Annotated in this window: 11 protein-coding genes; 9 read left to right on the top strand and 2 right to left on the bottom strand. The window is 52.9% G+C overall.

Features of this window, described 5'->3' with window-relative positions; translation table 11 throughout:
• Positions 1–142: 142 nt before the first annotated feature.
• Both ACP7B0_RS01950 and ACP7B0_RS01945 read right to left on the bottom strand, forming a co-directional pair.
• Entirely contained in the window at positions 143–1,423 is a 1,281-nt protein-coding gene (locus tag ACP7B0_RS01950) for a Y-family DNA polymerase (protein ID WP_426139241.1), read from the bottom strand.
• Complete coding sequence (locus ACP7B0_RS01945; RefSeq protein ID WP_426139240.1) at positions 1,410–1,841, bottom strand: LexA family protein; 432 nt, start codon at positions 1,839–1,841, stop codon at positions 1,410–1,412. Before ACP7B0_RS01945 ends, ACP7B0_RS01950 begins: the two co-directional genes overlap by 14 nt.
• 99 nt (positions 1,842–1,940) lie before the next feature.
• Between ACP7B0_RS01945 and ACP7B0_RS01940 the strand changes: the two genes are divergently transcribed.
• The 9 genes from ACP7B0_RS01940 (at position 1,941) to ACP7B0_RS01900 (ending at position 13,930) form a co-directional block, all read left to right on the top strand.
• Entirely contained in the window at positions 1,941–2,642 is a 702-nt protein-coding gene (locus tag ACP7B0_RS01940) for an SOS response-associated peptidase (protein WP_426139239.1), read from the top strand.
• Positions 2,643–2,806: 164 nt separating this feature from the next.
• Entirely contained in the window at positions 2,807–3,112 is a 306-nt protein-coding gene (locus ACP7B0_RS01935; protein WP_426139238.1) for a His-Xaa-Ser system protein HxsD, read from the top strand.
• Positions 3,109–4,599 (top strand): His-Xaa-Ser system radical SAM maturase HxsB, encoded by a 1,491-nt coding sequence (gene hxsB / locus ACP7B0_RS01930; RefSeq protein WP_426139237.1) that lies wholly within the window; start codon positions 3,109–3,111, stop codon positions 4,597–4,599. The genes ACP7B0_RS01935 and hxsB overlap by 4 nt, the downstream gene beginning before the upstream one ends.
• 2 nt (positions 4,600–4,601) lie before the next feature.
• A complete protein-coding gene (gene hxsC, locus ACP7B0_RS01925) occupies positions 4,602–5,840 on the top strand; it encodes a His-Xaa-Ser system radical SAM maturase HxsC (RefSeq protein WP_426139236.1) in 1,239 nt (412 codons plus the stop codon).
• Positions 5,827–6,447, top strand: coding sequence for a His-Xaa-Ser repeat protein HxsA (hxsA, locus tag ACP7B0_RS01920; protein ID WP_426139235.1), 621 nt, complete (start codon positions 5,827–5,829; stop codon positions 6,445–6,447). The genes hxsC and hxsA overlap by 14 nt, the downstream gene beginning before the upstream one ends.
• Positions 6,448–6,605: 158 nt before the next feature.
• Positions 6,606–8,060: a metallophosphoesterase family protein gene (locus ACP7B0_RS01915; RefSeq protein ID WP_426139234.1), complete on the top strand. Its 1,455-nt coding sequence runs from the start codon at positions 6,606–6,608 to the stop codon at positions 8,058–8,060.
• 2 nt (positions 8,061–8,062) lie between these two features.
• On the top strand, positions 8,063–10,405 hold the full coding sequence (locus tag ACP7B0_RS01910; RefSeq protein WP_426139233.1) for an ATP-binding protein: 2,343 nt from the start codon (positions 8,063–8,065) through the stop codon (positions 10,403–10,405).
• Between the two features lie 368 nt (positions 10,406–10,773).
• Positions 10,774–12,756 carry a DNA topoisomerase III gene (locus tag ACP7B0_RS01905; protein ID WP_426139232.1) on the top strand — a complete coding sequence of 661 codons (1,983 nt, stop codon included), beginning with the start codon at positions 10,774–10,776 and terminating at the stop codon, positions 12,754–12,756.
• A gap of 880 nt (positions 12,757–13,636) precedes the next feature.
• On the top strand, positions 13,637–13,930 hold the full coding sequence (locus ACP7B0_RS01900) for a hypothetical protein (protein WP_426139231.1): 294 nt from the start codon (positions 13,637–13,639) through the stop codon (positions 13,928–13,930).
• Positions 13,931–14,033: the final 103 nt, after the last annotated feature.

The raw sequence follows: 14,033 nt of genomic DNA, 5'->3' as shown, positions 1-14,033 counted from the left end.
CGCCGCTACGCGAAATCTGAACCCGGAACCTTCTGCTCATAGTGAAGAATTCAATCTCAAGCGCGTACTATTTTGCCGTAGAAACCATGGACGATTTTTTCAACAGAATCGCTCGAAAGCAGTCACCTGCCATGCATACCGTTCACTTACAGCGAACGGTCCAAAGCTGATCCACCCTAGTCGTAAAACTCCCACTCATCATCTCCCGCCGCATCCCCCACTCCGGATCCGCCGGAACACAAGCAGCCCGAAGTGTCCCCCTACCCCATCTCCCATTGATCTCATCCAGCACAGTCATGACTTTCACCGCCGCCTGCGGCTGAGCAGCCGCAAACAAATCATCCGTAAATTCCCCAGGCTGTCTCAGATCCAGCAGTAATACTTCCGCCTTGCTGTACTTGAACCCAGGCCGAAACAGCCGATTCACCGCCTCAGTCGCAGCCTTGGTCATCAGCCTCACATCATTCGTCGGGTAAGGCAGCTCCACCAACGCGCCGTTGGCGTACTTCGCTTCCTCTGGGTTGAACATGCCGGTGCGGATGCTGACGCGGATCTTTTTGCAAAGTGAGTTCTGCGCTCGGAGCTTTTCCGCTGCGCGCTGGACGTAGCTGGCCACCGCCTCTTTGATTGGCTCGATGGTCGTCACTCGATGCCCAAACATGCGGCTGCTGCAGATTTCTTGCTTGGGTGGATCTGCCTCGTTTAGCTCAAGGCAGGATGTCCCTGCCAATTCGCGTGCAGTCTTTTCGATGACCACGCTGAATTTCTGGCGGAGCATCGATGGATCAGCTTTCGCCAGGTCCATCGCTGTCTTGATGTTCATGCCCTCCAGGTGGGCTTTCATGCGCCGACCGATCCCCCACACCTCGCCGACATCGGTGTTGCGTAGTACCCAGTCGCGCTTGAATGGATCGCAGATGTCGACCACTCCGCCGGTTTTGTCCTGCAGACGCTTTGCCGTGTGATTGGCCAGCTTGGCCAAGGTTTTGGTGTGGGCGATGCCTACGCCCACTGGAATGCCTGTGCACTTGTAGATGGTCGTGCGGATCTTTCGACCGAATGCGGTGAGATCCCCAGGCATGCCGGTGAGATCCGCAAAGGCTTCGTCGATGCTGTACACCTCGACGGCGGGCACCATGGACTCGATGATGGTCATCACCCGCTCGCTCATGTCCCCGTACAGCGCGTAGTTACTGCTGAAAACCTCCACACCGTTCTGACGCAGCGCGTCTTTGATCTGGAAGTACGGCGCGCCCATTTTTACGAACGGCTTGGCATCGTAGCTACGTGCGATGACGCAGCCGTCGTTATTGCTCAACACCACAATCGGCGTCTTCGCCAGGTCCGGGCGGAATACGCGCTCGCAACTTGCGTAGAAGCTGTTGCAGTCGATCAGCGCAAACACGGGCTCACGATTTGCCATGAGCGCGCACGCTGTATTTCACCACGCCCCAGATCACCAACTCGTCGCTTTCCATCACGTGACGTGGTGGGAATTTGCTGTTTTCGGACGTGAGTATGCAAGAGTTCTCACGCATATGGAGGCGCTTGCAGACTGGCTCAGCATTGAGCGCAGCGATGACGATGTCGCCATGCTCTGCGTAAAGACTGCGATCAACAATCACAAGATCCCCGGAGAAAATCCCCGCCCCCTGCATGCTGTCGCCCTCAATTTTCGCCACGTACACATGGGGGGCACGGATGTCGAACAGCTCATCCAGGGAGATGTGCTTTTCGATGTGATCGGCGGCCGGTGACGGGAAGCCCGCAGGCACCCTAAAGGAATAAAGCGGGAGCTTTGCTCCCCCTGCCGATATCTGACCAAGGATGGTAATACTCATGATGCTGACCTTGCGACGAGTGACTGTATGTATATACAGTTAACGATCTCGGCCGCACGCGGTCAATCTCATATGTAGGAAATTTCGACGGGTGACACCATGTGCGGACGCTACTCGATCTACGAACCGATGGACCATTACCTTAAGGAACTCGCTCCACAGCAGCTTGTGATCAATGGATACGACCTTTGGGCGATTGATCGGTACAACGTCGCGCCCACAACCAAAGTCGAAATCATCCGACCGGTGGAAGGTGGGCTTAGCGTCGATAAGGTTCGTTGGGGTTGGTCGCCATTCTGGGCAAAAGGAAAGCGGCCTGACCCGATCAATGCGCGAGTCGAGACGGTTACGACCGGGAAGTTTTTCAAGCAGCTTTGGCCGAACGGACGAGTTATCGCGCCTGCCAATGGTTGGTTTGAGTGGGTGAAGGATCCGCTGGATCCGAAGAAGAAGCGGCCCTATTACATTCGGCTGAAGAGTCAGGCTCCGATGTTTTTTGGTGCTTTGGCTCAGGTTACGCCAGGGCTTGAGTCGCGAGAAGATGATGGGTTTGTGATTATCACGGCGGCGAGTGATTCAGGGATGGTGGACATCCATGACCGACGGCCGCTGGTGCTGACGGCGGAGATGGCTCGGGAGTGGCTGGATCCGACAACCGATTCAAAAGCTGCAGAACTGATTGCGAAAGAAGGTTGTCGGCCAGTCGATGACTTCGAATGGTTCTGCGTTGATAAAAGCGTTGGAAGTGTCAGTAATCAGGGGGCACAACTCATCGACCCCGTAGTGACAAATGAAGTGTGATTGGTGAGTTGAGAGCGATGGTGGTGCCTGATTAATTCTTCAAAGCACCGGCATGGCATCCAATTGGATTGTTTAGGGTCTATTTGTTCATATTCCGTTACAAATAGTGGCGTTTCGCCGCGCCGACAGTCATGATCCTCAAATCTTCACGAATGGATTCGAGTATGAACTGGGATGTCACGGTTTCCGTCGACTGCGCGATATATCCGCTAAGCGTCGTGCAAAGAACTGCATACGCTCTCGCGCCGAAGATCTCTATTCAGATCAGCCAAACGCTGAATATGCTTCATCTGCACGCGGTTCCTGCCCTTTTGGCAGGAGGCCCCCAAGACGTCCCATCAGAAGATGAAGGGCGCGAGCTTATTTTGCGTAATCTCAATGATTTCGCAATGCGCGCTCTGATTCAGCAGGAAACGTCAGGACTGAGACAGGTCCTCGCCAATGCGGCACTGCATGGAGCTGGCGTGTGACCACCACGCTCATAGCCAAGGAGGCCTGTTATCGACTGCTCCCATTTCGGTTTACCCGAATTGATAGCCACCCTAGCAGTAATATTTTGCTAACCGCGGAAACAGGTGAGTATCTATTCGTCTCGGAAAACCAGTTGCACGATCTAGTCCATAAAGCTTTAAGCACAGGATCAACTTACTACAAGGATCTCCTCGCTCGTCACTTCATCTACGAGCCTGAAGGGCACGATCCGATCCCGGAAATGGCAGCTCAGTACCGCAGTCGTAAAAGCTTTGTGTTCGACGGTCCAGCGCTGCACATCTTCGTGGTGACCTTGCGCTGCAACCACACCTGCCAATACTGCCAAGTCTCTCGGGCTCCGCTCGGCGGAACGGGCCATGACATGTCCGCAGCAAACGCAGTTCTGGCAGTAGAACGACTCTTCGAATCGCCCTCGCCTGTAATTACAATCGAGTTCCAAGGCGGCGAACCGCTGCTCGCGTTTGAGCGCATTCGCCAAATTGTAGAGCTGGTGGAAACCCGCAATGAGATAGAGCAACGAAGTATTCAGTATGTGATCACGACAACCCTTCATCATTTGAATGACGATGTTCTGAATTTCGCTCAACAACACAAAATTCAGTTCTCTACCTCCTTGGACGGCCCCGCTTTTCTGCACAATGCCAACAGGCCAACCCCAACGAAAGATGCCTATGAAAAAACGGTAGAGGGCATTGATCGTGTAAGAGCAAGGCTGGGCCATGACTCGGTATCAGCGCTAACGACTATCACCGCAAAAAGTCTGAAGCATTCGCAGGCAATCATTGATGAGTACATTGCCAGGGAGTTCAACAGCATTTCCCTGCGACCATTGAGCCCCTATGGTTTCGCCAAGAAATCAGCGAGTCGCCTGGATTACACAATGAGCGAATTCATCGATTTCTACATCGAATCCCTTACCTATCTGATGAAGGTAAACGCTGAAGGGAAGTACATATCCGAAGGTTATACATCGCTCTTGCTGACCAACATCCTCACCCCTTTTGCGTCTGGCTATGTGGACCTGCGCTCCCCTCTTGGCGCGGGGTTGGGAACACTTGTCTACAACTATGACGGCGATGTCTATCCGTCAGATGAATCCCGGATGTTTCTAGAGATGGGAGAGGACGGACTCAAGCTGGGTAACGTGAACCAACCGTTGAAAGAACTACTAGAGTCACCGGTCATTGACGTTTTGCTCTCTGCGGGTGTGGCGGAGGGATTGCCTGGGTGCTCCGACTGCGCGCTAGTGCCCTACTGCGGTGCTGATCCAATTGAGCATTATGCCCGTCAAGGAGACCCTATCGGTCATCGCGGTTTCAGCAGCTTCTGTCAGAAAAATACAGCCTTACTCACGCACCTTTTTTGCCTGCTTCGTGACGGAGACGATACGAAGCAAAGGGTTCTGATGTCGTGGCTGGCGCGCCGCTCTCTGGGCGACCTTCCATCTGCTGGTTATAGGGGCTGAAGATGCTACGCCTAGACACTCAGTTCGAAATTAGCAACTTGGCAGAACCCAGGATTTTCAAGGTTATTACTCCCGATGAGCTTGTAAGCAAAGGTACCGCTTGTTGCGCTGGGGACGCATCATTTGATGACCTGATGTTGTGGCTGGATGGCTCACTCTCTGCTAATTACGACCAGGTTTTTTCACTCCCCGTGGGTGGTTTTTTGCTCTCAGGCAGCGCAAGCGCAAGGCCCGACATCGACGCACCACTGCTGACGAACCCTAAAGATCCTTTGGTGGTGCAGCCGGGCGATGTCATAACTGTCGGACCCGGCTCAAACGTCGTACGCGTACTCTACCGGCGTGGCGCTAACAGCAACCTCTTGTTTATGACTGATCGCTGCAACAGCCTTTGCCTGATGTGCTCCCAGCCTCCCAAGGACATAGATGATCGTTGGCATATTGACGAGAATCTTAAGCTCATCGACCTGATTGACCAGGGTGATGAGCAGCTTGGTATAAGCGGTGGAGAACCCACTCTCTATCGAGAGGGGCTGCTTGCAATTGTCGAGCATGCCAAGCGAGTAGTCCCTGAGAAATCTTTGCACATCCTTAGCAACGGCCGATTACTAAGCGATCCTACGTGGATCGCAGAACTTCAGCGACTGAGCCATCCAAACCTCACTTGGGGTGTCCCTTTATATGCGGACAACGCAGCCGATCATGACTATGTCGTGCAGGCGATCGGTGCGTTTAGCCAGACAATGATTGGGCTCTATAACCTGCAGCGAGCTGACCAAAAAATCGAAATCCGCATGGTGTTGAGTCAGCTAACGACACCAAGACTTGGACAATGGGCGCACTTCGTTTTTCGTAATTTACCCTTTGTGCGTCACGTTGCACTAATGGGAATCGAGAACACCGGATTGGCCAAGAAAAACTATGACCAACTCTGGATTGATCCTGCGGACTATCAAGATGAACTGACTAAAGCTGCATATTTCCTGGACATTCGAGGTATTGCAGTCTCGATCTACAACCTCCCGCTGTGCGTGCTGCATCCGGCACTTGGCCGCTTCTACAGGCAGAGCATCTCTGACTGGAAAAACCTGTTCATTGATGCGTGTCAGACCTGCTCAGCCACACATGCTTGCGCAGGGTTCTTCAAATCTCATTCATCTCGTTGGCAGAGCCGCAATATCCACCCCCTCTCCGCCGAGGATTTAGCCAATATGCAAGGAGCACTTTATGAAACTGCTTGAGCGCTGGAAGCTGCTGATCGGCCAATCGATCGCATTGGTACCAATGATCGGAAGCCCGCTAGCTGATGCAAGCCAGGCTCAGCTGGCAACCGCTGATTGGTTGCCGAATCCAAATAGTGCCCCGCCAGCGTTCAAGAACACACTTAACGCCAAGGACGCCATCAATATCTACGCCGCACACCGCTCGCATAGTTCGCACCGATCTCACAGCTCGCACAGTTCTCATTACAGTGGTTCCGGCGGTTACAGTGCTCCTCGAACTTATACGGCGCCTAGCACCAATTACTACACTCCGCCCGCATCGATGCCGAGTAACACCTATCGCTCAGCGACTGGAAGTACCAGCACGACAACACAATCGAGAAACCCGAGTCCGAACGTATCGAATTCAACGCCTTCCAAACCCGCTGCAGCAGACCTTTCGATGCTTGTACGGCGTGTCCAACTCGCATTGATGATCAAAAAATACTACACCGGACCTATAGACGGGATACTCGGTAACAGCACTCGCGGTGCGCTAATGGCTTTCCAAGCGGACTCTGGAATCAGCAGCAGTGGGAAAATGGACACACCTACGCTGAATGCGTTGGGGATTTCGATTCCCTAAGTTCCTGACCGAATCAAATAGCGCGTGACTGCCAATAGGTTGTTGGTCCTCGCTAAGAAGATGAAAAAGCTAGGCCGCAAGTAAGCTAAAGACAGGAGACCGCTTCCCAGATGGACAATTTTACTCCTACTCCCCTGATATTTGCTCTGTGAGAAGCTATGACTAAAACTACAATTCTGCATCTCTCAGACCTGCATAGGGATGCTGAGAGCCGCATCAGAACGCAGCCGCTACTGTCATCACTTTGGCGAGATAGCAATCGTTATACTGGGACAGAGGGTATTCCCAAGCCGGACATTGCCGTCATCAGTGGCGACATCGTTTATGGAGTAAAAGGTAACGACCCTGATGGCGATAGGAACCTCGAACTACAGTACGAAGAAGCCTATGAGACATTAGTCGGTTTAGCCGACCGTTTTTTTGATGGTGATCGTGAGCGCATTGTCATAGCGCCAGGAAATCATGACATAAGCATGCCGCATGTGGTCCGAGCTACGCGACTCGTAGAAGTCCCACCTGAGTATGAAAAAAGACGAATACTTATGCAGAAGGTTTGGGAGCAAGGGTCTTTATACAGATTGAATCTTCCCGAACTATCCGTATACGAAATCATCAACGCGACGGTTTATCGTCAGCGCCTAGAACCGTATGCGAAATTTTACGAGCGCTTCTACGAGAAAAAAAGAGAGTTTTCATTAATCCCTGAAAAGCAGTACTCAATTCATAACTTCTCTAAATTTGGGGTTTGCATAGTCGCATTTTCCAGTTGCTTGGAAAATGATCTCTACAATAGGACAGGTGCTATCTCAGCTGAAGCAATCAGTCGCGCGATGGATGAGGTTGCGCAAAAGGCTCACCCTGAGGCGCTTATCATTGGGGTATGGCACCATAGCATTCAAGGGGGGCCTCAAGAGAACGACTACATTGACTCCGACTTTCTCCGACAGCTAATGGACTCTAACTGCTCGATAGGGATGCATGGGCATCAGCACCGATCCGGCCTACTTGAGAACAGATTCTCCGCTGACGTCCAGAGACATATCGCAGTCATAAGTGCAGGAACACTCTGCGGCGGCCCTCGCAGTCTGCCGCCTGGACGTATGAGGGGCTATAACGTCGTTGTACTGGACCGAGAAACAGGAGACGGCACAGTACACGTAAGGGAGATGACTAATAATGATTTTAGCTCTCCTGTTTGGGATCGTGGTTACGTCAGTGAATATGGCGGCAGTTTCATGAAGTTCAAGCTAGCAAAACCGAGAAGCCGAGAGCAATCGCCTCTTGAATTAGCAGGCAACGCCGACGAGTTGATTCGAAATGGGCAGGCCAAAAAAGCTTATGAGCTTCTTCGTGACCATACAGATGACGTATGGGTACGCGAGATAGCAGTCAAAGCGTTGACCGCCTTATGTGACTGGCAGGCGCTGGCTGACTTACTCAGCCCTCCAGCTTCGCCGACAGATTTTTTATCCCTCTGCGAGGCATATGAACATTTACTTGATTGGTCATCGTTACGTCTTCTAATCAACTCTACACACACAAAAACCTTCGCCGACTCATCCGCAGTACGCCAGACAATCGAACAATGTCAGATACTTTTGAGGGGCAAATGAGCATGTCAAAAACCAGCATAGCATTTCAAGTTGAGACAGATCGCGTACTGGAGATCCTCTCAAAGCAAATATACGACTCACCATTTGCAATGGTACGAGAGAATATACAGAACTGCTACGATGCCGTCCTCATGAGAGCCAATGCCGAAGGTGGCGACCTATCTTCTTACCTTATAAACGTTGAGGTGGCCCATGAATCGATAGCAATCTCTGACAATGGCATTGGGATGTCAGAAGATGTTTTAAGAGAAAACTTCTGGAAAGCAGGCTCGTCGGGGAAAAATACAGAAAGTGCGCGTCAAGCTGGAGTTATTGGTACGTTCGGCATTGGTGCAATGGCAAACTTCGGAGTCTGCTCTGAGCTTTCTGTCACGACACGGGCATTGGGTAGCGATGTTGGTTACCGCACCGCGGCGCAGAAGAAGAATCTAAAAATTGGTCAAGACTGTATTAGCTTTGAACAATTAGGTGATTCGATCCCCATTGGCACAAGCATAGTAGCCACGCTTGACGGAGACACGCTGCTCGACATAGAAGGTCTAAAGAACTACGTAGGCCAGTTCGTAGGATTCCTGCCAGTGCCTGTAATGATAAACGGGGCACTGATCAGTCAACAAGACCAAATGGCGGCAGTCGGGATCAAAGATTGGCAGTCCCTTGGTAAACAAGACATAGCGGCCGGCACCTTGGAGTTTAGCGTAGAGGCCTATGTTGCTGGAACCACTGGAGTAGGAGTGGTATGCACCAATTTTCGTCGCGACGGAACGCCTATTAAAGGGCAGCTTTATCTCCGCAATGGCATGGGGTCGATAATGGGTCTGCGCTCCAGCTTTGGACTAGCGCCGTTGCCTGTAGCAGGGGTTTACCAACTAGGCGGTTTCGCAGACCTGCCGTTTCTGGTGCCCACCGCCGGCCGCGAAGCCTTGACTAGGGAGTCCATTGCCGATGCTGCTAGGATTTTCCCGCCCCTTGAGAGGCATTTAACTAACATGTTGGCAACTCATCCAATTGCGGACAGCCTGACAGCGTTTCAACAATTCGTGGTGAACAATCAGCTAACGGCTTTGGGAGGTCGGGTAAAAATTCAAATCCAAGAGGAAGGCGAACAACTAGAAATGGGAGCGCTAACGACCCACTTCACCGGCCTTCAAATGCAATCCTACGAGGGTACAGATCCTGATCTGATAAGAATGTTTTCGGGTGCAGAAAACCCGTTAATCAGGATTAGCCAAAGCCAACCTCGTCGCGAACTGCAGCGTAGATATTTGAATGAAATACTCCACATCCCGAGTATTCCAAACCATGCGACCATATCTCACACGTATACACCCGGCGACTTGACTCGAGAGGAGGTTAGCCTCACCTTTGCCCTTGCCAGGGTGCTTAGAACGGACTATATGCTGGATGACGTAGATATAATCTGGGCTGATATAACGCATGGAGTACCAATGACGGCCAAGATGGAGGCAGATAAGGTAACGCTTACCCTATCTAGAAGCTGGCCTGCATTGAAAGCGGTACTGAACCATCTTAGAACCTCAAACGAACTCCTCGATAGCTTCGCAAAGGATTTCGTCAGGGTTCATATCTACTCTCAGATTCAGTCATTTGTGCCGAGCTCTCAGCGTTCTGGGCTTGATGCTCTTCAGCGCGCGTTAGAACGCAAGCGTGAGATCTTCCGTCTCGAGCGACAGGACAACGGTGCACTGGAACCACTTATCGCCGACTACCTGAGCGGTAAGGTTGAAATAGGCGAAATGCTCAGCGCTGCCGTGGCAATCACGGCGGTGCAAAGTCAGCACGTCAGTGATCGGCAAGTAGGTATCGTGGAGCAGGTTCTGCCCGATGTTTTAAGTGCAGCAGTACCTGCTGCTGCTTCGGCAGGCGCGTCAGTTGCGGCCCCCACCGCTGGCTCTCCGATTTTGCGATTAGATACCACTATTGAAGATCGACTGCTTACAACGGAACAAGATCTCCCGCAGTTGAATAACTATCGGATGTTCTTAGCACTATCAGACCGGCTTTTTCAGCAGGAGCTCGAGTTTTTTAAATGGCCTCACTCCAGCCAAGTGGCTTGGGCCGGCCGACGGATTGTCTATCTCTTTTCTGGCGCTAACGCGGGTATCAGCTTGTACTACGATATCGAACTGAGAGGAGGTAGACTTGCTGGGGATGCGGGTGGAACGGCATTGGCCACAACAACTATTGTGTCGAATAATCGGATCCTGGTACCGGTTCCATCTGCGCTGATGGAATGCTTCACTGTCACGGATGAGCCGGTCGAATTTTACGTCAGGTTTGACCTCCTTATGCACTATGAAGCTTCACCGAAGCCGACAGTTTGATCGGGCCTATTCTCAACGCTACATTCTGAAGCAGATGTGGCCAACCTAAAATCAGAGAAGGGTATGTAAGTTTTTTGGCTCAACTGGACACATCGGCTTGAATGACAAGCCGATGTCAGCTCTCATCCACATACTCGCCTCATCAATCCTAAGTTGGTTCCATGAAGAGAAAATCGTTGCGATACCGACATGCTTTGATGCTGCAGGACTGCGCGGCAGTGTTACCAAGCACCTTTGAACCTCGGGCTCACCGCGCGCGCTCATAGAGCTCCAGTTAGTAACCCTTAACTGCCATACCCGTTTTCCTCAGATCTTACCTACCTCTTCATGCAATGGTCAGGGCTCACTATTACCAGCCAAGCCCACCCATGCGCCTATTCCTCTGCGAAAAACCCTCCCAAGGCAAAGATATCGCCCGAGTAGTCGGCGCGACGCAACGCGGTACCGGTTACCTCAGCGGACCTGATGTCTGCGTAACCTGGTGCATCGGCCATCTGCTGGAAACCTGTCCGCCCGAGGCCTATGACCCGAGCTACAAAAGCTGGTCACTCGATCACCTCCCCATCATCCCCGAAGACTGGAAGGTCGAGGTCAAACCCAAGACAGCAACTCAGTTCAAAGTTGTGAAAAAACTGCTCGGCCACGCCAACGAGCTGGTGATCGCCACTGACGCAGATCGTGAAGGCGAGCTGATTGCCCGGGAGATCATGGAGTACTGCGGCTACCGCGGTCCGGTTCATCGACTTTGGTTGTCAGCGCTCAATCCTGAATCTATCCGCAAAGCACTGGCGGCTTTGAAGCCGGGTCAGGAGACGTTTTACCTGTATCACGCAGCGCTGGCCCGATCGCGAGCGGACTGGTTAATCGGCATGAACCTCACCCGTCTGTTCACGCTGATAGCCAGGCGCTGCGGCCACGATCAGGTCATGTCGGTTGGCCGGGTACAGACGCCTGCGTTGTACCTGACGGTCATTCGCGAGCGGGCTATCAACGCCTTCGTCAAACAGCCCTATTGGGAGGTCGAGGTGACTTTGAGGGCTGAAGGCGCTGAGTTTCTGGCGAAGTGGAAACCACAAGACAACATGGTCGATGCGGAGGGGCAATGTTTAGATCGATCCCAAGCGGACCAGGCACTGCGACAACTCACCCATGGCCAGGCAACGGTTACAGCCGTCGACGTCGAGCGGGTCCGCGAACGGCCGCCCTTGCCTTTTGATATGGCGGCGCTGCAGGAGCAATGCGATCGCCAGTTCGGCATGGGCGTGGAGGAAACGCTGAACATCGCTCAGTCGCTATACGAGACTCACAAGGCGACCCACTACCCCAGGACCGAGTGTCCGTACTTGCCGGAAAGCATGCTGACGGAAGTGCCCACTGTCATCGCGGCGCTGGCCAAAACGGACCCATCGTTTGTCCCGGTGCTGCAGAAGCTGGATTTGACCGTGCGTTCCCAGGCGTGGGACGACGTCAAATTAGCTGGCCCTCACCACGGCATCATTCCCACGACCGAAGCCGCAGACATCTCTAAGATGTCTGAAAACGAGCGCAGGGTTTACGACCTGATCCGCCGGCGGTACATCGCCCAGTTCATGCCACATCATGAATACAACCGCACCGTCGTAATGCTCGATGCCTCGGGTATGGTTTTGAAAGCTGTTGGTAAACAAATCATCGCACCTGGATGGAAAATGCTATTCACCCGCGAAGACGAAGCTGAGTGTGATGAGCAAGCACAACCGAAAAGCCAACATCTGCCGAACCTGCAATCAGGCCAGGCGTGCGGAGTTCAATCAGCGGAACTCAAATCGCTGAGTACATCGCCACCTCGGCGCTTTACCGAGGGTACGTTGCTCAAGGCGATGAAGAACATCGCTGATGTGGTCGAGGATCCGAGGCTCAAGGCCAAGCTGAAAGCCACCACCGGCATCGGTACTCAAGCCACCCGCGCATCAATCATCAAGGGGCTTATGCAGCGTGGGTATCTTGATAAAAAAGGCCGCTCGTTGAGCCCGACGTCTGCAGCTTTCGCGCTGATCGACACGGTGCCAAGCATGGTCAAGGATCCAGGCATGACGGCAATCTGGGAGCAAGCGTCTGACGAAATCGAAGCCGGTCGTATGCCGCTGGAGACATTCCTCAAGGGGCAGAGCGTATGGATTGGCAAGCTGGTCGAGCAATGTTCACAGTTGACCTTGAGCATCGATCAACCACCCTCGCCGCCTTGCCCCACATGCGGCGCGCCGATGCGAAAACGAAACGGCAAGAACGGGCCGTTTATGTCCTGCTCAAAATACCCCGAGTGCAAAGGCATCCTTAGCCTGAGTCCCGCGAAGAAAACCCTGAAGAAGTAAAATTTCCTACCGACTGATCCCACTAAATCTGTCGGCACCTAAGCTCATTTACTACATTCCCACGTCCATCGGCATGTGCAAGAATTTGAACGGGTCACGGATCACACCCGTTGGCTACTGACGGTCATCAGTAGCGAGCAACCCAAGCACGCTCAGCCTCGGGAAGTGTGTGCAGATTCTCCCTGCGTCTCCCTGGTTATCCAGGCATGTTGCCGTCACGATCACCCTGCCCGGGTAGTCATAGACGCATAGAGTCCGAAGCCTACCAAACCTCGGGCCGCTCTGTTCCAGCGCGGCCCCTACTCTCTTGCTTCACGGCAACTCTGAAAGGTGCCCTGACGCTCTGTTCGCCGGAGTGTCAGGACACCCTTCCGAGGGCCACTATTCAGTGCCGGTACCCGCCGGTGAAATAACGGGTTCCTTTTGTGCGTGGATACGCGCCAGTTGATACCGATCCCAGCCACGACACGGATCGGGTGTTTGTATGCGATGACAGGTCAATGCCAAGGGGCCGTCTATGCAATACGTTCACAGGTGGTGATCTCTTCTCAGCCGAAGACAGTCTTCGGCCCACTTCTCCTTCCAACGGGAGAAATCAATATGTGCAGTGCCTTGATCATATTTTCGGTTGCCTCGGCACGGGCGGTTTTACATTCTTTCCCTATGTCCGCTGACGTCGTCAGCAACATGCCCAGGTAGTCAGGATCCTCAAGACTACGACGCGATAGCCCGCGTTGATCCAGCCAGGGTCGCCAGCGCATTCGTCAGCGCGATCGTTCGCCAGCAATGGCGATGGAATGCTTAAAACACCAACCCATGCGGGGATCAATTCCCCTGCCGGGTGAAACGTATCTCCGCGCCGAACACTCAGGAGATACCCATGCACTCACTTAGCTACCGGTTTGGCCATCACCTCGGCGTTTTCGTTGTGCAGGCCAGGAAAGCATTACGCACCATGGACGTTCAACCTGTCGATGAGGATGACCAGCCAGAGCAAACCGTATCACTGAAAAATCTCGCTGAGGTCCCGGCCATGGTTCGCAAAGGCATCAACCTGAATCACTGGTACGACAAAAACGTGGTTGCTTCCAAGCCTCCAAAGGCGACTCGTAAACGGCGTCGCGGCAGCAATCCAGTTGAAAGAAAACGCGGCTCGCTAGATCCACTTTTATAGCGCCACCGAACCTTGACGCTTCAAGCATCGTTTTCCATGCTTCATACATGTTCCGCTGACGTGTCAGCAGCATGCCCAGGTAGCTTCGATCTTCAAGGCTACG

This window comes from Pseudomonas sp. DWP3-1-2, from assembly GCF_049896285.1.
Taxonomy (GTDB): domain Bacteria; phylum Pseudomonadota; class Gammaproteobacteria; order Pseudomonadales; family Pseudomonadaceae; genus Aquipseudomonas.
This window is presented reverse-complemented; position numbering and strand designations above follow the sequence as displayed.

Coding starts and splice junctions, on each gene's coding strand:
- ACP7B0_RS01950 (WP_426139241.1), bottom strand. CDS start 1,423: ATGGCAAATCGTGAGCCCGTGTTTGCGCTGATCGACTGCAACAGCTTC.
- ACP7B0_RS01945 (WP_426139240.1), bottom strand. CDS start 1,841: ATGAGTATTACCATCCTTGGTCAGATATCGGCAGGGGGAGCAAAGCTC.
- ACP7B0_RS01940 (WP_426139239.1), top strand. CDS start 1,941: ATGTGCGGACGCTACTCGATCTACGAACCGATGGACCATTACCTTAAG.
- ACP7B0_RS01935 (WP_426139238.1), top strand. CDS start 2,807: ATGAACTGGGATGTCACGGTTTCCGTCGACTGCGCGATATATCCGCTA.
- hxsC (WP_426139236.1), top strand. CDS start 4,602: ATGCTACGCCTAGACACTCAGTTCGAAATTAGCAACTTGGCAGAACCC.
- hxsA (WP_426139235.1), top strand. CDS start 5,827: ATGAAACTGCTTGAGCGCTGGAAGCTGCTGATCGGCCAATCGATCGCA.
- ACP7B0_RS01915 (WP_426139234.1), top strand. CDS start 6,606: ATGACTAAAACTACAATTCTGCATCTCTCAGACCTGCATAGGGATGCT.
- ACP7B0_RS01910 (WP_426139233.1), top strand. CDS start 8,063: ATGTCAAAAACCAGCATAGCATTTCAAGTTGAGACAGATCGCGTACTG.
- ACP7B0_RS01905 (WP_426139232.1), top strand. CDS start 10,774: ATGCGCCTATTCCTCTGCGAAAAACCCTCCCAAGGCAAAGATATCGCC.
- ACP7B0_RS01900 (WP_426139231.1), top strand. CDS start 13,637: ATGCACTCACTTAGCTACCGGTTTGGCCATCACCTCGGCGTTTTCGTT.